At 32.5% G+C, this 25,542-nt stretch carries 24 protein-coding genes; 8 read left to right on the top strand and 16 right to left on the bottom strand.

The features are described from left to right. Positions 1-2: 2 nt before the first annotated feature. Together purC and leuB are read right to left on the bottom strand one after the other, a co-directional pair. The gene (purC, locus tag F555_RS0102125) at positions 3-740 is read right to left on the bottom strand and encodes a phosphoribosylaminoimidazolesuccinocarboxamide synthase (RefSeq protein WP_018153574.1); all 738 of its coding nucleotides are present in this window, start codon (positions 738-740) and stop codon (positions 3-5) included. 170 nt (positions 741-910) lie between these two features. After that, a complete protein-coding gene (leuB, locus tag F555_RS0102130; protein WP_018153575.1) occupies positions 911-1,903 on the bottom strand; it encodes a bifunctional 3-isopropylmalate/3-methylmalate dehydrogenase in 993 nt (330 codons plus the stop codon). A gap of 739 nt (positions 1,904-2,642) precedes the next feature. On the opposite strand from leuB, the gene F555_RS09175 reads away from it, so the two are divergent. Together F555_RS09175 and F555_RS0102140 are read left to right on the top strand one after the other, a co-directional pair. Further along, positions 2,643-3,182 (top strand): hypothetical protein, encoded by a 540-nt coding sequence (locus F555_RS09175; RefSeq protein ID WP_018153576.1) that lies wholly within the window; start codon positions 2,643-2,645, stop codon positions 3,180-3,182. 206 nt (positions 3,183-3,388) lie between these two features. Further along, positions 3,389-4,486 carry a DUF123 domain-containing protein gene (locus F555_RS0102140; RefSeq protein WP_018153577.1) on the top strand — a complete coding sequence of 366 codons (1,098 nt, stop codon included), beginning with the start codon at positions 3,389-3,391 and terminating at the stop codon, positions 4,484-4,486. Positions 4,487-4,533: 47 nt separating this feature from the next. Here F555_RS0102140 and gatA read toward each other — a convergent pair whose 3' ends face one another. Beyond that, a complete protein-coding gene (gatA, locus tag F555_RS0102145) occupies positions 4,534-5,832 on the bottom strand; it encodes an Asp-tRNA(Asn)/Glu-tRNA(Gln) amidotransferase subunit GatA (RefSeq protein WP_018153578.1) in 1,299 nt (432 codons plus the stop codon). Between the two features lie 509 nt (positions 5,833-6,341). Here gatA and F555_RS0102150 point away from each other — a divergent pair. Beyond that, the gene (locus F555_RS0102150; protein WP_018153579.1) at positions 6,342-7,664 is read left to right on the top strand and encodes a prephenate dehydrogenase; all 1,323 of its coding nucleotides are present in this window, start codon (positions 6,342-6,344) and stop codon (positions 7,662-7,664) included. A 113-nt stretch (positions 7,665-7,777) separates the two neighbouring features. Here the strand turns inward: F555_RS0102150 and thsA are convergent, their stop codons facing one another. From thsA to F555_RS0102165, 3 genes are all read right to left on the bottom strand, one after another. Then, positions 7,778-9,412, bottom strand: a complete 1,635-nt coding sequence (thsA, locus tag F555_RS0102155; RefSeq protein ID WP_018153580.1) for a thermosome subunit alpha — start codon at positions 9,410-9,412, stop codon at positions 7,778-7,780. A 131-nt stretch (positions 9,413-9,543) separates the two neighbouring features. Further along, positions 9,544-10,230 carry a segregation/condensation protein A gene (locus F555_RS0102160; protein ID WP_018153581.1) on the bottom strand — a complete coding sequence of 229 codons (687 nt, stop codon included), beginning with the start codon at positions 10,228-10,230 and terminating at the stop codon, positions 9,544-9,546. A 67-nt stretch (positions 10,231-10,297) separates the two neighbouring features. Further along, entirely contained in the window at positions 10,298-10,885 is a 588-nt protein-coding gene (locus F555_RS0102165) for a zinc metalloprotease (protein ID WP_018153582.1), read from the bottom strand. Positions 10,886-11,339: 454 nt separating this feature from the next. Here F555_RS0102165 and hypB point away from each other — a divergent pair, with 454 nt between their 5' ends. Beyond that, entirely contained in the window at positions 11,340-12,008 is a 669-nt protein-coding gene (hypB, locus tag F555_RS0102170; RefSeq protein ID WP_018153583.1) for a hydrogenase nickel incorporation protein HypB, read from the top strand. Positions 12,009-12,056: 48 nt separating this feature from the next. On the opposite strand, the gene F555_RS0102175 is transcribed toward hypB, so the two are convergent. The 4 genes from F555_RS0102175 to F555_RS0102190 form a co-directional block, all read right to left on the bottom strand. After that, positions 12,057-12,473 (bottom strand): DUF2120 family protein, encoded by a 417-nt coding sequence (locus F555_RS0102175; RefSeq protein WP_018153584.1) that lies wholly within the window; start codon positions 12,471-12,473, stop codon positions 12,057-12,059. Between the two features lie 27 nt (positions 12,474-12,500). After that, positions 12,501-13,499, bottom strand: coding sequence for a UPF0104 family protein (locus F555_RS0102180; protein WP_018153585.1), 999 nt, complete (start codon positions 13,497-13,499; stop codon positions 12,501-12,503). 140 nt (positions 13,500-13,639) lie between these two features. Next, a complete protein-coding gene (locus tag F555_RS0102185) occupies positions 13,640-14,812 on the bottom strand; it encodes a preprotein translocase subunit SecD (protein ID WP_018153586.1) in 1,173 nt (390 codons plus the stop codon). Positions 14,813-14,845: 33 nt separating this feature from the next. Beyond that, on the bottom strand, positions 14,846-15,691 hold the full coding sequence (locus F555_RS0102190) for a protein translocase subunit SecF (protein ID WP_018153587.1): 846 nt from the start codon (positions 15,689-15,691) through the stop codon (positions 14,846-14,848). Positions 15,692-16,306: 615 nt separating this feature from the next. On the opposite strand from F555_RS0102190, the gene F555_RS0102200 reads away from it, so the two are divergent. Next, a complete protein-coding gene (locus F555_RS0102200; RefSeq protein ID WP_018153589.1) occupies positions 16,307-17,569 on the top strand; it encodes a TldD/PmbA family protein in 1,263 nt (420 codons plus the stop codon). Between the two features lie 37 nt (positions 17,570-17,606). Here the strand turns inward: F555_RS0102200 and F555_RS0102205 are convergent, their stop codons facing one another. The 6 genes from F555_RS0102205 to F555_RS0102230 form a co-directional block, all read right to left on the bottom strand. Continuing rightward, a complete protein-coding gene (locus tag F555_RS0102205; RefSeq protein WP_018153590.1) occupies positions 17,607-18,857 on the bottom strand; it encodes an LL-diaminopimelate aminotransferase in 1,251 nt (416 codons plus the stop codon). Positions 18,858-18,986: 129 nt separating this feature from the next. Then, positions 18,987-19,868, bottom strand: coding sequence for a prephenate dehydratase (gene pheA, locus F555_RS0102210; protein ID WP_026182915.1), 882 nt, complete (start codon positions 19,866-19,868; stop codon positions 18,987-18,989). A 5-nt stretch (positions 19,869-19,873) separates the two neighbouring features. Then, positions 19,874-20,602, bottom strand: a complete 729-nt coding sequence (locus F555_RS0102215) for a class I SAM-dependent methyltransferase (RefSeq protein ID WP_018153592.1) — start codon at positions 20,600-20,602, stop codon at positions 19,874-19,876. Next, positions 20,599-20,889 carry a hypothetical protein gene (locus F555_RS0102220; RefSeq protein WP_018153593.1) on the bottom strand — a complete coding sequence of 97 codons (291 nt, stop codon included), beginning with the start codon at positions 20,887-20,889 and terminating at the stop codon, positions 20,599-20,601. The genes F555_RS0102215 and F555_RS0102220 overlap by 4 nt, the downstream gene beginning before the upstream one ends. A gap of 105 nt (positions 20,890-20,994) precedes the next feature. After that, a complete protein-coding gene (locus F555_RS0102225; RefSeq protein ID WP_018153594.1) occupies positions 20,995-21,966 on the bottom strand; it encodes a methanogenesis marker 2 protein in 972 nt (323 codons plus the stop codon). Between the two features lie 208 nt (positions 21,967-22,174). Next, positions 22,175-23,419 (bottom strand): phosphoglycerate kinase, encoded by a 1,245-nt coding sequence (locus F555_RS0102230; RefSeq protein ID WP_018153595.1) that lies wholly within the window; start codon positions 23,417-23,419, stop codon positions 22,175-22,177. Positions 23,420-23,660: 241 nt separating this feature from the next. Here F555_RS0102230 and F555_RS0102235 point away from each other — a divergent pair, with 241 nt between their 5' ends. The 3 genes from F555_RS0102235 (at position 23,661) to F555_RS0102245 (ending at position 25,266) form a co-directional block, all read left to right on the top strand. Further along, positions 23,661-24,086, top strand: a complete 426-nt coding sequence (locus F555_RS0102235; RefSeq protein WP_018153596.1) for an EamA family transporter — start codon at positions 23,661-23,663, stop codon at positions 24,084-24,086. Positions 24,087-24,235: 149 nt separating this feature from the next. Further along, positions 24,236-24,697, top strand: a complete 462-nt coding sequence (locus F555_RS0102240) for a hypothetical protein (RefSeq protein WP_018153597.1) — start codon at positions 24,236-24,238, stop codon at positions 24,695-24,697. Positions 24,698-24,717: 20 nt separating this feature from the next. Further along, positions 24,718-25,266, top strand: coding sequence for an adenylate kinase family protein (locus tag F555_RS0102245; protein WP_366246634.1), 549 nt, complete (start codon positions 24,718-24,720; stop codon positions 25,264-25,266). Positions 25,267-25,542: the final 276 nt, after the last annotated feature.

Consider the following 25,542-nt stretch of genomic DNA (forward strand, 5'->3'; position numbering starts at 1 on the left):
GCTTATAAACATCCAATTCTTTCAGCTACAACTTCGTATTTTCCAACAACATCTCCCATGTCCTTTCTATAAACATCCTTATCAAGAACATCTTTTGTTTCTTTATCCCATAATCTCATGGTGTCTGGGCTAATTTCGTCTGCAACTACTAATTTTCCATCCTTTGTTCTTCCAATCTCGATTTTGAAATCTACAAGGATTATGCCCTTTTCATCAAAGAATTTTTTCAAGGTTTCATTTACTTTCAATGCTAACTCTTTTAATTCTTTTAATTCCTCTTCTGTTGCAAGGTTTAAGGCAAGAGCTATGTCATCGTTTAACATTGGGTCTCCGTAGTCGTCGTTTTTATAATCAAACTGTACAATAGGGGTTGCTAATTCTTTACCTTCTTCAAATGGGTATTTTCTACATAAGCTCCCTGCGGCAATATTTCTAACTATAACCTCAATTGGTATGATTTCTACATTTTTAGCAATCATGTAGATTGGTTCAATGTATTCTATGAAATGTGTAGGAACACCATTTTCATTTAAGAGCTCGAACAATTTTGAAGATATTAAGGCATTTAGGTGGCCTTTTCCTTTTTTCACATCGTGCTTTTCCCCATTTCCTGCAGTAATATCGTCTCTGAATTCAATTAAAACCTTGTCATCATCTATTTCATATATGGATTTTGCCTTTCCACTGTAAAGTGGTTGTTTTTCAATGATACTTGAGATGTCAGCTGCGGTTAAGTCCATTTTTTCACCTGTAGGTTTTGCTATGACAACTATAGTACTTGCAGTTAAATAATACTTTCTTTTTAAATTTTTACACACATATGTTACTTAGATTCAAAGAAATAAAATATTATAATTTGAAAAAATTTGAAGTTTCGCCAAAGTACCATATGCAAATATTTCTATTAATATTATACTCTTTTTGCCACTTCTTCAGCCATTTCAAAGGTTGATAAATTACCGCCTAAATCAGGGGTTGTAAGGCCTTTTTCAAGAACTTCTTCAAGCGCCTTTTCAACTCTATCTGCAGCTTCGTTTTCTCCTAAATACCTTAACATCATAACCCCTGTCAATATTGTAGCAGTTGGGTTTGCAATTCCTTTTCCTGCGATATCTGGGGCTGAGCCGTGAACTGGTTCAAATAAACCGTGTTTGTCACCGATGTTACCTGAAGGTGCCATTCCAAGCCCTCCAACCATTCCAGCAGCCCCATCCGATAAAATATCACCAAATAGGTTAGAAGTAACAACAACATCAAATGTTTCTGGTTTTGTTATTATATACATGTTCATGGCATCAATGTAATAATCTTCACTGATTATGTCGCTGTATTCTTTGGCTACATCGTAAAAAGTGTTTTTAAATAGTCCATCTGTTAATTTTAAAACGTTTGCTTTGTGGGCACAGGTTACTTTTCCTTGTTTTCCTTGTTTCTTTCTATCTTTTGCTAATTCAAATGCAAACTTAAAGATTTTTTCACATGCATTTCTTGTTATAACTCTTGTTGCAGTTGTTACTCCATCAACAATTTCAGATTCAAGACCTTTATAAAGGCCTTCTGTGTTTTCCCTTACGATAACATAATCTATATCGTCTTTTAAGCAGTTTATACCTTTATAGGATTTTACAGGTCTAACGTTTGCATAAGTATCCAACAATTTTCTTAATTTTACAATAACATCTGCAGCAGTTTCCCCTGCAGCTCCAAACAGTACTGCATCTGATTTCTTTGCAATATCCACAGTTTCTTCAGGTAGTGCTATTCCCGTTTTTTCGAAAACTTCATCTCCAGCATCTGCTTTTATGAACTCAAAAGATACGCCAGTAGCTTCTAAAACTTTAACAGTAGCAGGTACTACTTCTTTACCTATTCCATCTCCTTCTATTACACAGATTCTATACACGTTTCCACCTTGTAAGTTGTATTTTAAAGAATCCAGTTTTTAATATATATGAGTTTTTATGAACCGCTTATAACTAAAATCCATATATCTAATTTATATTAATTAATAATCAATAACTAACGTAATTATTATAGATTTATTAATAAATAATAAATAGTAAGTAATAAATAATATGTAAAATAAATAATAAGTAATAAATAGTATGTAAAATAAATAATAAGTAATAAATAGTATGTAAAATATAAAAATAATTAAGTTTATAGGATAAATTTAATAGTACATAATTTATGAAATAAATGTAGCAAAATAGAAATATTTATATGCTAATGAATACATAAGTTAGTACACTGCATTAATTATTTAAATACCCATATTCCAAATATTAATAATGTTAAGACCAAAGGTTGATTAAAATGTCAAAGAAAGAATAAGGCACAGTTTTGTACATAAAATGGTTATTGCTGAGATCTTTAGAATTAACATCGAAGATACCCATAAAATTTCCAACAGAAGTTTTTAATTGGCCACATGCGGCATACAAACCGTATGCACATATTAGATACTATTATATATCATTTGTATAAAAAGCGTGAATGAGTCGCTCACGACTGATAGTACGACCAGCGTGTTAAACCCAGATCATGCATAACTACGTAGGCCTTTTTAATTCTTAAATAAACCACCTCTATAGAACTAAATCCATTAAAATACCAATAAATATTAAAATGATGTGATGTACATGGAGTATTCATCTGAAAAAATAACGGAACTTATAGAATATAGAAAAATAACGCCATTGCATTGTTTCTGTGCATCACTCTTAGGAGTTATATCCGAATTAATTACCGCCCCTCAGGAGCTCATAAATGCAGTTATGAAAAATCACTCTACCAAGCTGTACGATATATTAAAGGCTGAAGGACATCTTAAGGAAAACTATACTAACTTTGAAGAATTTGTAGGCGATGTAAATAACGGATTGGGAATAAGTGACAATATAAAAGTTTTCTTAGAAAATGATCAAATTAATATTTGGATAAAGACGAATGCATGTAAGTTCTGTCCTAAATCCATAGGTATGGCAGAAATAAATAGAATGGCATGTCCAATCCCTATAATGTTTGAAATTATGGGGGAGAAGGCAGGATACAATATTACACCCGTCAAAAAAGGGGAAGAATATTTAATAAAGGAAGATGGATGGTGTAAAATAAAATATACATTTAATAACACCAATAAAACTGAAAAACGAGAAGAGATCTTTCCATTCTCTCCTTAATACTACTTTTGATATTCTACATTTATTAAAATTTATTTTAATTTTAAAACCGCAGAAGCGAGAAAATAGCAAATATTTTTTATCCTATATTCCATAGTACTTCTAGTTGATATTTATTTAATTAGTGCTTCAGAATAATTTTTCATAATATAATACATTTGTAGAAAATATTTTTGAAATATCTAAAACATACATATAGTGGAACTATGGAAGATAAAAATAATAAATACGACTCTAAATCAAATTTTGAGATATTTTTAGATATTTTAAACCAAAATTTAAATAAAAATGCTGTGGTAAATGAGATTGCGTCAAATACCCTAGAAGAAGACGAAATGGCATTTAAAGTTCTAGTATCTACAATATTAAGTGCAAGAACTAAGGATGAAACTACTGAAAAAGTATCAAAAGAACTATTTAAGAAAGTTAAGAGCCCTGAAGACCTTATAAATATTGATCTAAAAGAATTGGAGAACTTGGTTTATCCTTCAGGTTTCTATAGAACCAAAGCAAAGAATTTAAAAAAATTGGGGGAAATTTTAGTTAAAAACTACAATTCAAAAGTTCCAAAAAATATTGAAGAACTTGTAAAGCTTCCAGGTGTAGGAAGAAAAACCGCCAATTTGGTAGTTACCTTGGCTTTTGATAACTATGGAATATGTGTCGATACCCACGTACACAGGATATGTAATAGATGGGATTATGTAAATACAGATACTCCAGAAGAAACAGAAATGGAACTTAGAAAAAAACTCCATAAAAAATATTGGAAAGAAATAAACAATCTTTTGGTGGTTTTTGGAAGGGAAATATGTTCCCCAGTACCAAAATGCAAAACCTGCTATGATGAAGTTAGAAAAATCTGTCCATATTATGAAAAGCTGAGCTCCTTGGAAAATGTCTTAAAAACATATGGATTTATAAAAACCCCAAAATCATCCATTCCAAAGGATAGGGGGACTTATGTTTTAAAGATAAAACTCAACAGCTCAAAAAATATAACATTCAAGAAGAATAGAGAGACCCAGAAGTTTAAAAAAGGATACTATTTTTATGTAGGTTCTGCAATGGGGAGCTCGGTAAACTTATACAATCGAATAAACAGACATTTATCAAAGGAAAAGAACAAACACTGGCATATTGATTATTTGCTGGAGTTTGGAAATATTAAAGAGATATACATTTCAAAAGAAGAATGTGAATGTGAAACTGCAAAAGAATTAAGCAGGTTTTTAGATCCTATTAAAGGTTTTGGATGTTCAGATTGCAAGTGTGAAAGTCATCTATTTTATTTGAAACCATGATAAAAAAGAAAAATAATATTATAATTATTTTTTATAAAAAATAAAATTTATTGAGTGGCTTCTTCAAATGCAATCATTGCACTTAAAACTTTTTCATCGTCAAATGGTTTTCCTTGGATTTGTAAACCTACAGGAATTCCGTTTATATCTCCACAGTTAACTACACCTGCACATATTCCACAGATGTTTGTTGGGACTGTTAAAACATCGTAGGCATACATTTCCATTGGTGAAAGTTCATCTCCTATTTTGTGCGGTAGTTTTGGAACCGTTGGACCTACAATAACATCCACATCCTTAAACAAACCTAACATTTCTTTTTTCATCAAGTTTCTTGCCTGTAAAGCTTTTTTGTAGTATTTTCCACTAAATTCCTTCTCACTTATGTGTTTTCCTATTAAAATTCTTCTTAAAACTTCCTCTCCACAGGTTTCTTCTATTTTGTAGCCATACCTTCTTCCATCGAACTTCCTTGTTGCAGAGAAGAACTCGACATAGTTTATGAGATAGTATGTTGGAAGTGCTAAATCAACGTATTTATAACTTAAATCAACAATTTCACAACCTAAATCTTTAAAGACCTCGATCCCTTCCTCTATTTTGTTCCTTATTTTTTCATCAGTTACGTCCATAAACTCCTTAACTACTCCTACTTTGTAGTTACCTACATCTTTTTTCTCAAATTTAGGAGTTTCAACTGTTGTACTGTCTGAAACGTCCTTTCCTTTTATAGCATTTGTTAAAAGTAATGCATCTTCTGCATTTTTTGTTAAAGGTCCTATTTGATCAAAACTCATCGCCAAATCGCAGAGCCCCTGTCTGCTGACAACACCATAGGACGGTTTAAATCCTACAACTCCACAATGACTTGCAGGGTTTCTTATACTTCCCCCTGTGTCACTTCCAAGTGCCATGTCACAGAGCTCAGCTGCTACAGCTGCGGCACTTCCAGAACTACTCCCTCCTGGAATTCTATCTTTTGCAGCAGGGTTTTTTGTAGCTCCGTAGTAGGATGTCTCACCACTGCTTCCACTGGCAAATTCATCCATGTTTGTCATTCCAATAATTAAAGCACCTTGAGATTTTAATTTCTTAATAACAGTTGCATCATATGTTCCGATATAGTTTTCAAGTGTTTTTGATGCACAGGAGATCGTGTATCCCTGAACGTTAATGTTGGATTTTACAGCAATAATTTTTCCATATAATGGTTTTTTCTTTAGTTCTTCGTTTTTTTCAAGTTCCTCAGCTTCTCTTAAAACCCTCTCACTGTTGACTTCTATGAATCCGTTTATATCTGATTTTTCAATTTTTTCTAAATATTCCTGAGCTCTTTCAGTAATCATCCAATCACCTTAATTATAAAGTAAAATCCCCAATTTTAATGGAGTGCAATAAATAATGTTTTTGTCTAATCCTATAGGTATAGTATTAAATATAAATAATTATTTGAGACTATAACCGTTCTGCAATTAAATATCGTTTATTATAATTTAATTTTAAATTAGATGTTTGTTAAACAATTCAATTGAAATTTAAGATAATACGTCATAACACATATTCGCAGACGACTATAAATCCAAAGATGATTAAACAAAACCTTTTGATGGTTATAAATTTTTATTGTTAAATTTCATACATATAATATAAGAATTGTATATGTGGTATTAAAATGGTTCTAATACTGTAACCCCCATATATGGTCATTCTACACGTATATTGCACTAAAAAATTAAAAATTAATTAGAATTAATATAATTATTTATATTATCTTCACAGACGACTAATTATCATATTAGGATATATAGATTATAATCGTAACTATATTATTAAAGGTTTAGGAGATGAACTGCATATGTTAGTATCCATAATTGGCGGGACAGATGGACTTGGAAAATGGTTTGCAAAATACCTGAAAGATAGGGGATTTGATGTTTTAGTTACGGGGCGGGATGTTATAAAGGGAAAAGGCGTTGAAAAAGAACTAAATGTAAAGTATACAAACAACAATATCGAAGCTGCCAAAAAAGGAGATATTGTCATGGTGGCAGTCCCAATAAATGTAACTGAAAGGGTAATAGAAGAGGTAGCTCCTCATGTAAGAGAGGGCTGTCTTCTCATGGATTTAACATCTATAAAGGAAATTCCGACAAAGGCGATGGAGAAAAATGCCAAAGAAGGTGTGTGCATAATACCATCCCACCCAATGTTTGGTCCTGCAACCCCTTCCTTAAAAAGACAGGTTGTTATTCTAACACCTTCAGAAAAACATATGAAAAACCCATGGTTTGATAAGGTCAAAAATTTCCTTGAAGAAGAAGGGGCAAAAGTTATTGTAGTTAAACCAGAAGAACACGATAGGATAATGGGCGTGGTTCAAGGCTTGACACATTTTGCATATATTTCATTAGGATCCGCACTTAAAGAGCTGGATATTGACATTAAAGAATCAAGAAACTTTGCTTCACCTATCTACGAACTTATGATAAATATTATAGCAAGAATTATAGGGCAGAATCCTTATCTTTACGCAGATATCCAGATGCACAACCCTCAAATAGGCCACATTCATGAAACGTTCATAAAAGAATGTAACAAAATAAAATCTGTGGTTCAGGATAAGGACAGGGATTCATTTGTGGAAATAATGAAGAATGCCGCCAAACACTTTGGGAACGAAACCAAAAGGGGATTGAACTACTCAAATAAAGCCGTTAATGCAATTAGTGAAGAGCTAGAAAAGATTAAAAAATCCATTGGCAAAGAAATAGGATTAAAACATGTTTATTCAAATAAAGTTCATTTCGGCATTGTAAAAGATATTATTGACGATCAGGTAATTATAGACAAAAATGGAGAGGATCTGAAGGTCAGCATAGCCAATGCAAACTTAATGAGCGATGAAGAATTAAAACAATGGAAAGAAGAGAATTTAAAAAAATATTATTACGACATATCATTTTTATTTAAAAAGGAAGTAAATATGGATATTATTTTAAAAATGTTGAACTGTATGTTTGATATTGAAATTATTGATATTTACGAAGGAAACAAAGTAAAAGAAGGATTTAAAAGTGTAACTTTTAGAATATACTCCTATAAAAAAGAAGAATTAAAAGATTTGGAAAAAAGTTTTTTAAACGTTGTGAAGAATATTGGAGGAATTCCAAGATACTAATCACTATTATCTATTTTAAAAACATTATAATTTTTATATTTAAATTATATAGTATTATTTTATTTAAATTTATAAATATTGTCTCCTAAAAAAGAAAAAGGACGTAGGGGGAATTACATCATTCCGCCCATACCTCCCATTCCGCCCATGTCTCCCATGTCTCCGCCAGATCCGCCGCTTAATTTTTCTGCAGCGATTACATCGTCTATTCTTAATAACATTTCTGTAGCTTCTGTAGCTGATTGTATAGCTTGAGTTTTAACTCTTAATGGTTCAACTACTCCGTTTTCAGTCATGTTTTCAACATCGCCTGTGAAGACGTTTAACCCATAGTATGCGTTATTTCCTTCTGCATGTTTAGCTCTTAATTTAACGAGCATTTCAATTGCATCTAAACCTGCGTTTTCTGCTAATGTTCTTGGAACTACTTCTAAAGCATCTGCAAATGCTCTAACTGCCAATTGTTCTCTTCCACTTACTCCTTCAGCGTAGTCTCTTAATTTCATTGCTAATTCTATCTCTGCAGCTCCACCACCTGCAACGATCTTACCGTCTTCGATGGTACATGCTACAACTCCAATAGCATCATCTACAGCTCTTGCTACTTCTTCAATTACGTGTTCTGTTGTACCTCTTATTAACATTGTTACTGCTTTTGGATGTTTGCATTCTTCAACGAAGATCATTGCGTCTCCAGCAATTTTTCTTTCTTCTACAATTCCTGCTTCCCCTAAATCTTCAGCTTTTAAGTCTTTGATGTTTGTTACTACGTTAGCTCCAGTAGCTTTTGATAATTTTTCCATGTCTGATTTTTTGACTCTTCTTACTGCAAGGATTCCTTCTTTTGCTAAGTAGTGTTGTGCTAAGTCATCAATACCTTTTTGGCAGAATAAAACGTTTGCTCCTGAAGCTTTTATGGTATCTACCATATCTTTTAACATTTTTTCTTCTTGTTCAATGAATTCCATTAATTTTGTAGGATCTGTGATTCTAATTTCTGCATCTGTTTCTGTTTCTTTAACTTCGATTGGGCAGTTCAATAATGCGATCTTTGCGTTTTCTATCTTCTTAGGCATTTGTGGGCTTACTCTTTCTTTGTCTATTAATACACCATTGATTAATTCGGTTTCGTCAACTGAAGCTCCTTCTTTCTTCTCGATTTTTATTAAATCTTTGTCAACTTTTCCACTTTCGTCTACAACTGCAGTAACAGCTTCAACGATCATTTCTCCCAATTTTTCTTTAGCTTTTTCTGCACCTTTTCCAGTAATTGAGGTCATTGCTATTTTGTGTAATATTTCTTTATCGTCTGCTTTTACATCCATTGCTATTTCTTTTAATACTTCTTGTGCTTTTTGAACTGCTAACTGGTAACCTTTAATAACAATTGTTGGGTGTACGTTTTGGTCTAACAATTCCTCAGCTTTTCTTAATAATTCACCAGCGATAACAACAGCTGTTGTTGTACCGTCTCCAACTTCTTTTTCTTGTGTTTTTGCAACTTCAATTAACATTTTAGCTGCTGGGTGTTCTACACTCATTTCTTTTAAGATTGTAACACCGTCATTTGTAACAACAATGTCACCTAAATCATCTACTAACATTTTGTCCATTCCCTTTGGACCTAATGTGGATCTTACTGTCTCACCGATAATTCTTCCTGCTAAGATGTTCATTCTTTGAGCATCTCTTCCCATAAATCTTTTTACGTTTTCAGGTAATACTACTACTGGCTGGTTAGCTGCCATGATTTCACCCCTTTTTTATAAGTGTATTAGAGTCCTTTTGAACCTTAACGGTATGTATATGACTATGGACTTCTATATAAATTTTATGGAATTGTGTTATTGTTATACATAATTATACAATTAGTAGTTGGTTATTTATTTTTTAGCTCAACAATTAAGTCTTTAAAAATCTCTTCCTGGTGAAGTGTTATTTTTCCATCATTTGACAAGTAAAGGGACGGTAAAAAATTCTTTATCAATTCATCCCTACTTGAAAACTTAGCTTGGAATACAAATCTTCCCCCAGATTTTTCAAGTTCAGAAATTAAATAATCCATAATATCAGATATATCATCTTCTTCAACCATTTCTTCGACTATTTCATAAACATTTAAAGAAGTCTTTTCTCTTTTCTTTTTAGGTTTCTTTTCCTTGATTTTCCTGAGCTCGGTTTTTAAGGTGCTGATTAAATCATTCAAACTCATTTGCTTTTTACTTTTGTCGTTGCTTTTTTTCTTTTGTTTAGTTAATTGGTCTTTAACTTTGGAATCATCCACATCATACTCTCCAATATACTCCTCCTCGTAATATTCTTCATCTTCCACATCTTCCTCGTTAAAAACATTTTCACATTCCCCATAGAGAATTTGAGATTTCATTCTGAGCAAAATTCCTGCCACAAGAACGACATCTGCAGATAACCTTATATCAAATCTTCTGAGCTCTTTTATTTTTCCAATATACTCATCGGCAATTTCTGCAATATTGATATTCCAAGGTTCAATATCTTTTTTTTCGATACTTTCTTTAATAATTCTAACCCAAAGTTCGAATTCCATAATTACCCCCGATATATACATTACCTGTCAAACTATTCAAATGTACGCTACAGCATTAACATTTATTTTACAGCACCCCGAGCACGGATAAAAATAATGGAATAGCCACAACTGCCCAAATTACGGGATTCCAGTTAAGTACTTTAGCTCCATCAAGTGGATAGATTGGAATCATATTAAATGCCGCAAGAAATATGTTCACCATATAGCCAATATCAGATATTATTGGAATATGAAGTATTAAAAATACAAACGCCAATGCAACATTTGTCAAAGGTCCCGCAATAGATATCAATCCGTTTTCCTCTGAAGTCAAATAGTCTTTGTATATATAAACTGCACCAGGGGCTATAAACGTAGCTCCCAACAACATTTTTAAAGCAAGTGCAATAGCCAGTCCTTCATACCATGCTTTAAACTCACTCCAGGCCCCAAAATGTCGTGCAACTGTCCTATGTGCCAGTTCGTGAAGAATAAAACCAGTTCCAACTGTGAAAGTTGATATGACCATCTTTAAAATGAACCATGAATCAAAGGTGGGGAAACCACGACTATTCCATGCAAATATTAGAGCTATAGCCAATGTAGAGATGGCTAAATCCTTGATTTCAGCCTTACTAAAACTAAAAATATTCTTCCTTTTAAAATAGACCATAATTCCACCAAATTATAACATAATTTATAATGCATTATTTTTATTTTGAATTTTGACAATTTCTACTATAATTAGTTATCAGTTAACATATATTCTTTAGATATATCCCATATATTCACATAATATAACAAAATAAGAAATTGCATAACAGAATGTACATTTATTATTTAAATAATTTTAATTATATCTATTTTAAAGTCTTATAACAATAGGTTTGTATATGGATACCATAATATTCATAATAACCATGATAGAATTTTAAATATTATGAGTTGAAAACAGGATATACTACTCGTATATCAATAAAACTTTGGCAATAAACTTAAATTAATATATTGGATTTATATTAACCTAACTTTATTACGTATACTAGTAATTTTCTATTAAGGTATGGCTAATCATTATAAACTAGCATTAATATTGATTTAATATTGAGTTACTTAAAGGTGATATCATGCATTTTGTTGATGTATTGAATATTGGAAAAGATATAATAAAGGCTAATAAAAAACATGCTGATAAAAATAGAAATTTATTAAATAAACACGGAGTTATAGCATTTGATTTTATGGGTGCCATCGGGAGTGGTAAAACCCTTTTAATCGAATATTTAATAGAAAAACTAAAAGACAAATATAAAATAGCCTGTATTGCAGGAGATGTAATAGCCAAGTACGATGCTGGAAGAATGGAGAAACATGGTGTTAAAGTTATACCATTAAATACTGGAAAAGAATGCCATTTAGATGCCCATTTAGTAGGTCACGTATTCCCTGATTTGGATTTGGAAAATCTTGATATTATATTCATAGAAAATGTTGGAAACCTCATATGTCCAACTGATTTTGATTTAGGAACCCACAAGAGAATTGTAGTTGTTAGTGTAACTGAAGGAGACGATACAGTTGAAAAGCATCCAGAAATTTTTAAAACTGCTGATTTAACTATAATAAACAAAATAGATATTGCTGAGGCCGTTGGAGCAGATCCTGTAAAGATGAAGAAGGATGCAGAATCAATTAACAAAGATATGAAAGTTCTCCTAACCTCCGTAAAAACCAAAGAAGGACTTGATGAGGTTATAGAATTCATTGAAGAAACTGCCAAATCTGCAAAACAGTAAAAAAGGTAAAAATTAATAAAAAACAAAAAATGAGAATACAGTAAAAACCTAACAACAAACTACTTCAACAAACTTAGGACTTTTGGTATTTTTATCATACCACATGCTTATTCCTACCATTAACTCTCCTTTTTTTCCTACGATATAATCGCACTCACAACCCATACTTTCAAAAGATTTTTTTAAAACCTCAAATCCAAAGTTATCTGGATAGGCAGAATTTTCCCCCAATTTTTCATTTATTCTATCAACGAAACTTATAATGTCCAGTTCATCACAGACTTCAAATCCATTTTCCTTTAATTTATCTGCCAAATAATTCCTAATTGAATCATAATTATCGAAGTTCTTGTCTCTACATACACCTCTTACGATTAAAATTCCTTCTCCACTGTAAATGGGCTTTGAACCTTTGAACGCCTCTAAGGATTTTACTATTCTTCCAGTTGTTATATTGATTATCATGTAATCTCACCTGCTACTTTTTTAAAATCATTGAGCTCTTTTTACACTTGTCTTTATAATACTAAACGCTATGGCGCCCATTATGGTCACCATTATGTATGAAATTGCTCTGTCCAAAATCGTACCTGCTGCAGCCTGTGAAGAAGGTACTTTAAAAAATGAATACATTGCTATCATAACCGTATCTGCGGTTCCAAGACCTCCAGGTAGTGTTGGTAATATTCCAACTAGTAACGACATGAGGTAGGTTGATGAAACTGCCATTAATGAAATATTACTCTTGATAGCTACAAATAAAATATATATCCTTGAAATATCCAGTAACCACCACATAATAGAAAGTATTAAGGATATTAAAATTCCTTTTTTCTCATTCTTAAAAAATCTTATGCTATTTTGAAACTCAACTATTGATTTCTTTATATCGTCCTCATTTATCGTTCTTGAAGAAAATCTAGCCATTACATTGGCGACTTTTAAAACTATATTGAGAGCCAATTTTCTGTGCATTAGGACATATAAACTAAGGGCTGTGAGACCAAGTATAAGAATCCATGCTAAAATAAAGGCTTCTGAGTAAATAGCCCCACTGATTGTTAATTTTATTATTACAACGGATGTTAATATCAAAAACACTACGCTATCCAGTAATCTCTCAATCACTACTGTAGAAAACGTAATATGATAGGGGATATTCTCCAACTTTGATAAATAATATGCCCTAAAAGGTTCACTACCTCCTTTCATGGAAGGTGTTACATTGTTTATAAACTGCCCCATTGTTATCAACAAAAACAGATTTTTTAAAGTTGCATTGAATCCATTGATATTCAATATATACTTCCACCTTAGCATAAGTACAAATAATGTCAAAAAATAAACCAAAACTGCAAATAAAAACAATTTTAAATCTGTGGATGCTATTACTCTTAAAACTTCTTCAATTCCTATGTAGTAAATTATTATTAATATAATAAGGATCCCAATCCCATAAAATAGTAAATTTCTTAGAGTTCTTGGCGTCATATAAATCCCTGTACCTGAAATATCTTGATAGATGAAAATTTCGTTAGCTTCTCTTTCATAGGCCGTACTAAATAAAATAAAAGAAAAAAGTTATTTATTTTTTATTATTGCCTCTGTTATATTTATTATTTAGTTTTTATTTAGTTTCCATGTTTTATTACATGTTGTATTATTCTCGCAAATGCAGGTCTTGATATGAATATACCAATTAAAACCCCTGCTATGGTTGTTATGGCGAAACCTTTTAACATTCCAATTCCCATAACAAACAATGGGAGCATTGCGGCTATTGTAGTTCCCGCGGCCGCAAATATTATGAAGAAAGCTCTTTTCATACTTTTTACAACCCTTCTTGGGCCTTTTGAGAATGTCTCATCGGTAATAACAATCTGGTCATCTACCCCAGTACCTACTGCAGCTATAATACCTGCAATTGATGCTAGATCTATTTTCCAATCTATCAGAGCTGCGAATCCCAATATGATTATAACTTCTGATGCACAGGTTACAAGTATTGGAATCACAATTTTTGGATTTTTGTATCTAAAACCCATAATAGCAGCAACTGCCAAGAATGCAGATAGACCAGCTATTAGTGCACCTTTAACAAACTCTTTTCCAAGTGTAGGCGATACAGAGCTTATATATTCAATTTGGACTTTAACAGGTAAAGAACCTGATTTCAATGCAGTATATATTGCCCAGGCTTCGTTTTCGTCCTCTTTAGTTGGATTTTTACCTGCAACGGTAATAACCTGGTCAGGATGTAGTTTTCCATCTGCAAGCCCTGGAGAAAGAATTGGATTACTTATCAATTTATCATCCATATACAACTCAACTGGATAACCCCCTTTTCCGTAGGCTATCTCAGCAAACTTCTTTGCTCCTTCGGTTGTTAATTTAAAGCTAACGCCGTAACCAGAAGCCGTAATTCCTGGTTCTTCAACATAAGCTACATCTTGCCCAGTATAAGCAGTTCGATTGTTAATTTTTGCTACAAATACACCCTGTTGCGTTAGAATTTTCTCAATTCTTTCCAAATCTGCACTTTGAGGTATTTCAATAATTACTTCATCGTTACCTCTCGGATAAATTCTAACATCACTTAAACCATTTGCATTAAGTCTATTGGACAATATCTCAGTAACTGCCGTCATATTCTGCTCTGAAAGAGGTTCTTCAGTTTTCAACACAATTACAGAACCTCCACTAAGGTCAACCCCAAATGAAATTCCTTTAAATCCAATTAGCAGTATTGAAGCAACAACACATACTAAAAGAACCATAACTTTACTATCTTTTAGTATCTTCATATAGTATCTCCTCATTATAGATACTTATTTCTTTTATCTCTCTTTTTTGTACTCTGTAACATAATATCTCAATATTCCTACATTTGTCATCCAAGTAGTCATTAAATCCGCTATTAAGCCCAATAACAATACTATCGCGATATTTCCAAGCAGTCCTGCAGCAGGAACCATAAATGTAACTACAAGATAAAGAGTTGCCATAGCCACGATTGTGGTAAGGGACATTGTAACTCCGGTTTTCATAGCTTCTTTTATCCTTTCATCCAATGTTCCAGACCTTCTCTTTAAAACCCTTGTAGTAAGCATTATATCGGTATCCACACTGTAACCAATAATCATAAGTAGGGCTGCAATTGTTGCAGTTGAAATAGGAATGTTGAATAAACTCATTCCTCCCAGTGCAATCATTAAGTCTGATGCTGCAGCAAGAATAACAGCAGCACTTGGTATAGGAGTTCTGAACACAAAGTAAACAACAGTGGCCATAAACAAAAATGCGAAACCAACTGCTTTAATGCCTTCCTCCCAGAACTTTGCACTTAAAGAAGGCCCTATCTGTTTTTCTGTGTATTTAAGCTCATTTAGATCATTTACATTAAAAAAACTCTTTAACGTGCTTCTTACGGTGTTAATGTCATTTTCTTTTCCTAATTTAATTATTATATATGTTCCAGATTGAGTTTCTGCCTTTTTTATTTCAGATCCAGACAGCTCCTCCTTCAATAAATCTATGTTTGTATTTTTCGGAGCCATTAAGCTAATCTCTACCCCACCGCTTACGTCAATACTTTCTGGTAATCCATTTACTAAAACCAAGATTCCCGAAAGAATCGCCAGAATTATCGGTATGGCGGTTAGTACTTTATAATTAATACTCATTTTTTCCCTCCGGAAAATATAGTGGCATGCATTACAACTGCACCATTAACGTCATTGATTTCCAAATTTGGATATATGGTTTTATTTCTTTTTTTAAGTTTATGGGCCATATGGACCCTTGATATTTATTATATAATTAGGTTTAATAAAATTGCATACCACTTAAAAGTTCATAAAGAGCATTATTAAAAAACAATAGTATTTAATATTTATGAATGATATAGTCGTTCTACAATCAGATGTCATTATCATATTTCAAATATGAACAAAATCAAAGATTTTGCAACATTTCCGAACGTCGAAGTAAATCTTTCAGATTTACTGTCGAAGCAAATCGAAGATTTGCTGACTCACGAAACCTTCGGTTTCGTCGAGACTCACGAAAATCTGAAAGATTTTCGTTGAGAAGTGAAGAAAACTTAATTAAGCAAAATCCTTGCGGATTTTGCAGCTCTTCGCTTCGCTCCGAAACCTAAGGTTTTAAGTCCTGAGCTCCGATCAAATTAGAATGAGGGTAATTTACCTTAAATCAAAAATTGAAGAAATTATTTATGACGCTTGTTCGTAGAAATACTATGAACTGGAATACATACCCAATAACAATTAGGTGTTACTATGAAATCTGAATTAGGTTATTTAGTTGATAAAATATTAGAGATTGGAAAAAATAACAATTTTGAAGTTGAAGTATTTTTATCAGAAGGTACTGACTTTAGTGCAGAGCTCGATGGGGAAAACTTGGATAGTGTTGAAACATCAAGTAGTTTTGGAATTGGTGTCAGAGTTATAAAGGATAAAAAAGTTGGATTTGCATATTCAAGTAAGAAGGATGTTGAAGTGGTCTATAAAGCCATGGAAAACCTTATTCCAGATCCATACACTTCCCTTCCAGAACCTGAAGAATACAAAGATCCTAAAGGAGTATATTATAAAAAAATATTAGATTTAGATGAAACTAACCTTGTAGATGACTTGATTTCAATGAAAGATATGTTAAAGGACGAAAATATAACAGTTACAGGAGGGGGGATTTCAAAGGCCTATGAACAGAACTGGATAGCCAACTCAAAAGGCGTTGATGTTCAGGAAGAATTCACATACTATTCAGCTTCAATTTCTGGAATAAAAGATGGTGAAACAGCCTACGAATACCTAACAAAAAATCATGTGTTTGAAGTTGATGAAATTGCAAATAAAGTTATTGAATTTTTAAAAAAACCTGAAGGGATAAAGACAGATTATGAAGGAAACATAGCTCTCAGTCCTAGAGCTCTAAGTTCTCTACTGAGTTATACTTTAATACCGTCATTTAACGCTGAAAATATACAGAGAAACAGATCTGTTTTAAAGGATAAAATTGGGGAAAAAGTCTTTGGAGAAAATATTACAATAGTTGACGATGGAACGATTGATGGGGGCCTTTATTCTTCAAAAGTTGATGGAGAGGGAGTACCAACAAAAAGAACTATTTTAGTGGAAAATGGTGTTTTAAAAGGTTATTTATACGATATAAAAAGGGCAAATATTGAAAACAAGAAATCCACCGGAAACGGAATGAGAGGATACAACGACCTGCCGGGAGTATCCCCATCTAACTTTATAATTGAACCACATGGCAAAATAAACGACTTTGATGAGTATCTATACATAAATACCCTGATAGGAACCCACACATCCAACCCAATAACTGGAGACTTTTCAGTTGAAATAAGCAACAGCTATATCGTAAAAGACGGAGAAGAAATCCCAGTTAAAAAAGGACTGCTTTCAGGAAACATCTTTGAAAGTTTAAAAACAGCAATTCCGCTCGATAATGTAGAACAAAGAGGAAAACTTATTTCACCTGCAATAATGATAAAAGGAAAAATAGTGGTCTAAAATAGAAAAGAAATAATAAAAAATATTACTTGAAGAATTATTCGAATACAAATTCAACATCTGAAAGTCTTCTTTTTACTTCATTCAATATTCTATCTTCTTCTTCAATTGATATTTTACCGTCCTTAAATGCTTCGAAACATGCAGCCATTCTTATATAGCTTCCTGCATCATCCCATGGGACAGTTGAAATCAGTTTTTCTTTTATTAAGTACTGTGAAAATTCTTCAGCGTTTTTAAACTCAACACCGTCTTTTGTTCCAGTTGGTGCTTTAATATAGAGATAGAATGTTCCACCAGGCATTTTAGCATTAAATCCTACTTCATTTAATATATTTACCATCTTTTTCAATCTTCTTTCATATTTCTGTCTTGTTCTCTCTGTAATTTCTGGATGGTTCAAACAGTAAATTCCTGCCTTTTGGATTGGTATGAACTGTCCACTGTCGTAGTTATCCTTAACAGTTGCAAAACCCTTTACTATCAATTCGTTTCCAGCCAGGAAAGCCAATCTCCATCCAGTCATGTTGTATGCTTTTGAAAAGCTGTGAATTTCAACACCAACTTCTTTTGCATCCTTTATTGATAGGAATGAAAGAGGTTTATCTTCATACACTAGAGCTCCGTAAGCTGCATCCTGAATTACTATAACTTCATTTTCAAATGCAAAGTCCACTACTTCCTTGTAGAATTTCTTTGTAGCCTGAGCTCCTGTTGGGTTGTTTGGGTAGTTTAAATAGAGTAATTTTGCTCTCTTTTTAATGTCTTCAGGGATGCTTTCCAAATCTGGTAAAAATCCATTTTCTTCGTAAAGTGGAAGGTTGTGAACATCTCCGCCGTACCATTTTGTGTGGGTAGCAGTAACTGGATACCCTGGAACTGTCATTAATGTTACATCTCCAGGATTAATGAAAACGGAAGTTATGTAAGCAAGAGCTGGTTTTGAACCCATTGAGTGAATAACTTCATTAACTGGGTCGAGGTCTTTAACTCCATAAACCTTTTCCATGTATGGTGGGATTGCATCCTTGAGCTCTTGGATCCCATTATCTGCATAACCTCTATTTTCATGTTTCTTAGCTTCATTGCTTAAAACTTCAACAACATTTTCATCTGCCATTTCGTCAGGTTCTCCAACACCCATATCTATTAATTCCACATTAGGGTATTTCTTTTTTGCTTCCATTTTAGCTCTTTTTATCTTCTCAAACTTGTAGATTACATCCTCTTTTCCGAAGTTGCTTCCACCAATTCTTTCCGCAAATAGATTCTGTATATAGCTTTCCATTCTAACACCCGAATACTTTAATGATGTAGGTTGTTCAACAGTTAATATAATACTCGTATATATACACTACGATATTTAAGAGGGTAAAAAATAAAGATAAAACTAAAGATAGAAATAAACGCAGATGAACTAATTAACCCCCTCCTCGTTAAATACCCCATAGTTTCCAAGATACTTTATATTGGACAAATGATTATCCAGTGTATCCAATATATTCAAAATATAATTTTCATTAAGCCCATGTTCAAAATCGATGTAGAAAATATATGATCCTAGTTTCTTTTTGGAAGGTCTTGACTCTATCCTTGTTAGATTGATATTTCTTTCATAAAATTCTTTTAATATATTATACAGAGAACCTGGTTTATCCTCCTTTAGTTCGAGAATTACTGTAGATTTTTGTATAGTACTTTCTAAATTAAAATCAAAATTAGACTCATCGCTTCCAATAAGTATAAACCTAGTCTTGTTATTTGGATAATCCTGAATATGTTCATCAAGTATTTTTAAATCATAAATTTTGGCTGTTTCTTTTGAACCTATTGCCCCTAATTCATGATTTTTAGATTCAAAAACTGTTTTTACGGCTTTCGCAGTACTTGAAACTGCCTGTACTTCCCAACCATGTTTTTTTATATATTTTCTACACTGTGCAAGAGCTTGGGGATGAGATAGAACTTTCTTTATTCTATCCTTGTTGTAGCCAATTAAACAATGATTTATAGTAATATCCACTTCCCCCACTATTTTAACGGGGAATTCTAAGAGTAAATCCTGAGTTAACGTTACAGAACCTTCAATTGAGTTTTCGGAAGGAACCACACCATAGGTATTTTTATTTTTTTCCACGCATTCAAAAACTTCATAAATTGAACCGCAATAGATAATATCCCCATCCTGTTCAGATATGGGCGTATTTTGGAACTCATCCTGTTTTTTATGAATCAAACTTGAAAAAATTTTAGCCGCTTTTTCACTGTAGCTTCCCTTAGGTCCAAGTGTGTAAATCATTTTTTTCATTTTTTCACCATAGCCACCATTAAAAACTGACCTTTCCTCCTAAGTATATTAGTTTCACCCAACTTATCCAGCTTGTAAAAGATATTTAAAATTCTCTTTAAAATAAACTTTGGAAATACCTTAAAAATAGGATGTACAAAGTAAAATGATCTCCAATATTTAATTAAAAACTTTCCGTCATTATATTCAAAGTCTTTAAAATCATCAATACTTAATGAATTATGAGTTATTTTCCAGTCTGTAAATATTTCTTCGTTTATTATTGAATCTCTGTTAACCACAACAAAGATACATGTTCCGTTAGTTTTTAAAACCCTCTTTATTTCATTTACGGCCCTTTCAAAATCTACGTGTTCAAGAACGTTGATACAAAGCACCAGATCAAACGTATTGTCCTTAAAAGGCAAATTTTGAATATCTCCGCATACCTTATTGGTATTTATTTTAAATTTTTTTAAAAGATTTAACGAAAAATCCATATATATTGTGTTGAAATCCTTTATTAAAGGATAAAAAGAACCAAAACCACATCCACAGTCCAAAACCAATTTATCAGTTTTGGAATTATTATTTAACACATCCATGTTGGATAAAATATCAAAAATAAGCTGTTCCTCAAATTCCATAATAAGTTTCAAATAATCAGGGAATTCCTCTACATTCCAGTTATCGTAAAAATCCCTTACACTGCCATTATTCCCTTTATTAGTATTATTCATGTTCATAGTATTTCACAGGTTAATGTGTATATAACGGTACCTTCCGGAAATAGTTTTTTTATTTTTTCCTTTATATCTTTAAGTTCATGCGCTGGGAGCTCCTCATCCACTTCTTTGTCAAGCATAAATCCCGCCCTGTAATAGTAGTCGTCCTCGAATATTGCTGCAATCTCGGGGAATTCTACAGATTGAACTCTAACGTCTTCACCCAATATATTTACTATCTCCTTAAGTATCTTTTCAAAGTCAATATTTTCTTTGGTATAAAAAACCCCGTCAACTGCTATTTTCATTCTTTCACCAAATATACGCCAACATGAAAAATAGTATCAAAATATTATATAATAGTCTTAAACCATATAGAGTCTTTTTAGTTTAGATCCATACTTTACCACATTTTAGCATCCGCATATATATTCACGTTCAAAATCAAATAATATCTCTTTTTCAGTTCCATCAGTTATTACAAGCTTTTGCTCCTTAGTAACTTCCCCACAAACTTCAGCTGAAATATTTACAAATTCCAAGACCTCTTTAAGTCTATTTACATTTTCTTCTTTTGTGGTGAATACAAAAGCACAGCCTGGATAAATTTTTAACCAGTGATTTAACGGTATTTCTTCGTTTTTAGGGATTTTTGTAACATCTACAAACCCACCTTTCTTTGAAACCTCTAAAAGCATTCCAAGAGTACCCAATGCCCCGGGATTACTTATGTCCTTACACGAATTAGCCAATTTTTCTTCCCCAATAATTTCAAGGGCTTTTAATTGATCCCTAACAAGTTTCTTTGACTTCATTGTGGTGGTATCCCAATTCAAATTAAAAGTCTCATGAAGTTTTCCATCCAAATCATAGGCAAAAACTATTTTATCCCCAACCTTCGCTCCATCGCTTCTCAATACATTATCCCTTTTAACAATTCCCGTTATGGAAACATCAAGAACGTTACATTGAGCATCTGGATGAGTATGTCCCCCCGCCATAGGAATTCCGAATTTTTTAACTCCCTCTTTCACACCTTTTAAAACCTTCTTTCCCACGTCACAGTCCTTAATCCCTATTATATTGGTCATTGCAATTGATTTGCCCCCCATTGCTGCAATATCATTGGCATTTACAAGTACAGAACAGTATCCTGCCCACTGGGGATCTTTTTCTAATAACTTACCCCATATCCCATCTGCAGCCAATAAAATTGCATTTTCACCATCTATTCCAATTATTGCAGCATCGTCCCCGAAATCGGCAATTATTTCAAAGCCGTATTCTTCCTCAAATTTGAAATTATTGACTACATTTTTGATCTCCTTTTTTCTTAAAACGCCTTCAAAATTTTTTATCTCATCTGCAAGTTTTTTTAAATTCATAAAATCCCCTATATCAATTTTAAATAATTGGTGATTTGGCAATTATATATAATTTTCTATTTAAAAACGTTAAATATAGCCGTTCTGCAAAATGTCATAAATACATACATTAAATTTCAATTAAATATTCAACATGATTTTAATGTACCTTAAGTTTAAAAATTTTAAGTGTTGGATAACTGCAGAACGACTATAAATTAAAATAAAGTTATTTTTTATATTTTTCATAGGATTCCTTTAATATCTCGATAACTGGGAGTCTTTTACCTGCTAAAAATTCAATACATGCTCCACCACCAGTACTTATATGGTCTATTTGGTCTGCAACACCGATAACCTCTGCTGCAGCTGATAGGTGCCCTCCACCAATTACTGAAAATCCTTCTGACTCGGTTATGCTCCTTAAAATTCCTTCAGTACCTTTTAAAAAGTTTTTATTTTCAAATACGCCTGCAGGACCGTTTGCAACTATTGTTTTAGCTTCTTTAATTATCTTATCGTAAAGTTCGATGGTCTTTTCCCCTAAATCATAGATTGGATATTTAATATCTTCTTCAAGTTTCAAAACAGCTTCAACCCTATTTCCATCTACATTCAAGGCTGCATCAATTGGAATAACTATTTTATCACCAAACTCATCTAAGAGCTCCTTGGCTATTTCCACCTGATCCAGGTAACCCATGTCTTCGATAACTTTTTCATTTGGTCCCATTTTATAGCCTTTTGCCATTAAAAAAATGTTTGCCACAATCCCTGTTGTTAAAACTCTATCCGCATAGTTATTTCTAAGAACGTTCTTGGTTACTTCTATACTGTCATCTGCCTTAGCCCCACCTAAAACGAAAATTGACGGCCTTTCAGGATTCTTTAAAACCTTGCTGAGTATCTTAATCTCTTTTTCCATTATCCTTCCAGCAATCATTGGAATACGGTACGCAAATCCAACTAACGATGGCTGAGCTCTATGTGCTGCAGCAAAAGCGTCGTTTATAAAATAGTCAAACAATGGATAAAGTTTTTTTACTAAAAGAGTTTTAGCCTGTTTTTTTGGAGTTATATCTTCCCACTTACTCCATTCCTTCAAAACCTCTTCAGAACATAATCTAACATTTTCAAGCAAAATTATGTCCCCATCATTCATGTTTAAAACACTATTCCTTGCATGAGACCCAAAAATATCATCAACATATTCAACGTCCTTTCCAAGAATTTCAGAGAATCTCTTTGCATGAGACTCCAACGTTGTGAAATCCTTCTTTCCAGGCCTACTTTGATGGGCAAGAATGACCACTTTAGCCCCCTTATCGGAGAGCTCTTTAACAGTATCATAACAAGCTCTAATTCTGGTGTCATCCAATATTATGCCCATATTTACATCGATAGGACTGTTAATATCTACCCTCAATACCACAGTTTTTCCTTTAAAATCAAAATCATCCATAGTTAGGAACATTCTTTCCCTCCAAATAACATCTTATCTTAATAAATACAACCACGTGATATTATACAAATAACCTTAAAACTAGATTAAAGGCATGTATTTAAATTTTTCTACCTTGACGAAACACCTATGTTTCGTGAGTTAATATTCGGCATAACGGGATGTGTGAATCTATAATCAAAATTAAGTCCTTCAAATTATTTATATTGTTTTGTACGATGATGAATTAGTTATTTTCCAAACTGGTGATACCGTGAAAGGAGAGTTTATAGCCATACTCGTAGCAGTTTTATGGGGCATCTCCCCAATAATTGAAAAAAAGGCACTTGATCACATTGAACCATCCTCTGCAGTTTTCTTAAGGATAATGATGGATTTTGTTTTTATTTCTATTATTTTTATAACTGCTGGAAAACTTAACACCAATGCTTTATTTTCCAACATAAAACCCATTATATACCTTGCAATAGTTTCACTACTTGCAGGAGTAACTGCCCAATATTTATTCTACAGAGCTCTCGAAGCATCTACTCCATCAAGAGTTGTAGTAATAACTAGTATGTACCCTTTAATTACAATACTAACAACTATCGTACTTTCAAGAAGTATACCCTCGGCTAAAGTGATTTTCGGTGCATTCTTAGTTTTTGTAGGGGTCTTCTTAGTTGTAAATGCGTGAGAATATTAAAACTGTTTTTTCATAAATAACAAATCATAAAAGATAAATAAATCATCTAAAAAAGTATCATAATTAATTAATAGTTATAATAACATGAATGATATAATAATAGAATAAATATAAGTATACATGAAATGGGAGGAAGAAGTATGTTCAAAAAGATAAAAAGAATATTTGTAGGAAATAAAGATCTACCTGCCCAGGTTCCTGTTCATGAAGAAGAATATGTAGTAATTGGGGAGGAATACTCTGCTTACGAAATTAAAGATTCAGAGGAAATTCCCCTTCCAAAAAATGAATCTCCAGAGGAAGAAGCTACAGAAAATGTTAAAGTAATAACTAAAAAAATTATGCCTAGGATACTTACAACCAGGATAAAATCCCCAGATGATTTTGAAAACATTAAAGAAATAGTTGAACATGATTTAATCATAATAAACCTTGAAGAAATCCCAGTTGAGGCTATAGAAAAAGAGTTTATAGACTTCAAGAGATATCTGGAAACCCTTGGTTATAGCCTCGGTAGAATCGGGGAAAATATAATACTTGCAGTTAAATCTGATGTGGACATTGACAGGTATGTTTCAGGAGAAACTACAGAAAATAAATAGGTGGTAAAATTAAAATATCCATAACTGGGACGCCAGGGGTTGGAAAATCCACAGTTTCTAAAATACTGGTCGAAAAATTAAAGGAATTTTTTAAAAACGACTTCATACACATAAATATAACCGAGGTTGTAAAAGAAAATAGATTATACTCTGAGAAAGACGAGGAAATGGATTCCTATGTTGTTGACTTTAAAAAACTTAATGATTTTATAGATAAAATATCTAAAAAATCTGAAAATATCATATTGGATGGTCATTTAAGTCATTCCTTGGATTCTAACTATACGATAGTTCTAAGATGTAATCCAGAAATTTTAATTAAGAGATTGAGAGAAAGAGGTTACAGTGAAAAAAAAGTTATGGAAAATGTTCAAGCAGAAATACTCGATGTCTGCCTGGCTGAAGCCATTGAAAATCAACCTCATTCTGAAAATAGTGTTTATGAAATTGATACCACCAATAGGAGCTCGGAATCCATTGTAAATGAAATAGTTACTGCATTAAAAAATAAAGAATCTAAAGTTGGCTGTGTTAATTGGCTAGATGATTATTTTTACTTACTTGAATAATCCATATTTCTTTAAAATATCTAAAAATAATAATTTATTTCTAAAGTTATACTTTTTTATTTGTTTTTAACTTATTTCCTATTGAAAATAACTAAGATATTATAGTCAGGTGCATAACAAATTTAACACCATCTGACATAAAACTTGACTAAAATATACTTCTCGACAAAAACCTTTGGTTTAGTTGAATAATCTACGATTATTCAACTTCCCCGCAACTATGTTGCGGTGGATTGTGAGTCTCGACAAAAATTCTTCGAATTTTTGTGAGTCAGC

It is taken from the genome of Methanothermococcus thermolithotrophicus DSM 2095 (genome assembly GCF_000376965.1).
GTDB lineage: Archaea > AGJL01 > Methanococci > Methanococcales > Methanococcaceae > Methanothermococcus > Methanothermococcus thermolithotrophicus.

Bases quoted from the DNA above. Each gene is read 5' to 3' on its own strand.
- purC (WP_018153574.1), bottom strand. From the start codon at position 740: ATGGACTTAACCGCAGCTGACATCTCAAGTATCATTGAAAAACAACCA.
- F555_RS09175 (WP_018153576.1), top strand. From the start codon at position 2,643: ATGGAGTATTCATCTGAAAAAATAACGGAACTTATAGAATATAGAAAA.
- F555_RS0102140 (WP_018153577.1), top strand. From the start codon at position 3,389: ATGGAAGATAAAAATAATAAATACGACTCTAAATCAAATTTTGAGATA.
- gatA (WP_018153578.1), bottom strand. From the start codon at position 5,832: ATGATTACTGAAAGAGCTCAGGAATATTTAGAAAAAATTGAAAAATCA.
- F555_RS0102150 (WP_018153579.1), top strand. From the start codon at position 6,342: ATGTTAGTATCCATAATTGGCGGGACAGATGGACTTGGAAAATGGTTT.
- thsA (WP_018153580.1), bottom strand. From the start codon at position 9,412: ATGGCAGCTAACCAGCCAGTAGTAGTATTACCTGAAAACGTAAAAAGA.
- F555_RS0102160 (WP_018153581.1), bottom strand. From the start codon at position 10,230: ATGGAATTCGAACTTTGGGTTAGAATTATTAAAGAAAGTATCGAAAAA.
- F555_RS0102165 (WP_018153582.1), bottom strand. From the start codon at position 10,885: ATGGTCTATTTTAAAAGGAAGAATATTTTTAGTTTTAGTAAGGCTGAA.
- hypB (WP_018153583.1), top strand. From the start codon at position 11,340: ATGCATTTTGTTGATGTATTGAATATTGGAAAAGATATAATAAAGGCT.
- F555_RS0102175 (WP_018153584.1), bottom strand. From the start codon at position 12,473: ATGATAATCAATATAACAACTGGAAGAATAGTAAAATCCTTAGAGGCG.
- F555_RS0102180 (WP_018153585.1), bottom strand. From the start codon at position 13,499: ATGACGCCAAGAACTCTAAGAAATTTACTATTTTATGGGATTGGGATC.
- F555_RS0102185 (WP_018153586.1), bottom strand. From the start codon at position 14,812: ATGAAGATACTAAAAGATAGTAAAGTTATGGTTCTTTTAGTATGTGTT.
- F555_RS0102190 (WP_018153587.1), bottom strand. From the start codon at position 15,691: ATGAGTATTAATTATAAAGTACTAACCGCCATACCGATAATTCTGGCG.
- F555_RS0102200 (WP_018153589.1), top strand. From the start codon at position 16,307: ATGAAATCTGAATTAGGTTATTTAGTTGATAAAATATTAGAGATTGGA.
- F555_RS0102205 (WP_018153590.1), bottom strand. From the start codon at position 18,857: ATGGAAAGCTATATACAGAATCTATTTGCGGAAAGAATTGGTGGAAGC.
- pheA (WP_026182915.1), bottom strand. From the start codon at position 19,868: ATGATTTACACACTTGGACCTAAGGGAAGCTACAGTGAAAAAGCGGCT.
- F555_RS0102215 (WP_018153592.1), bottom strand. From the start codon at position 20,602: ATGAACATGAATAATACTAATAAAGGGAATAATGGCAGTGTAAGGGAT.
- F555_RS0102220 (WP_018153593.1), bottom strand. From the start codon at position 20,889: ATGAAAATAGCAGTTGACGGGGTTTTTTATACCAAAGAAAATATTGAC.
- F555_RS0102225 (WP_018153594.1), bottom strand. From the start codon at position 21,966: ATGAATTTAAAAAAACTTGCAGATGAGATAAAAAATTTTGAAGGCGTT.
- F555_RS0102230 (WP_018153595.1), bottom strand. From the start codon at position 23,419: ATGTTCCTAACTATGGATGATTTTGATTTTAAAGGAAAAACTGTGGTA.
- F555_RS0102240 (WP_018153597.1), top strand. From the start codon at position 24,236: ATGTTCAAAAAGATAAAAAGAATATTTGTAGGAAATAAAGATCTACCT.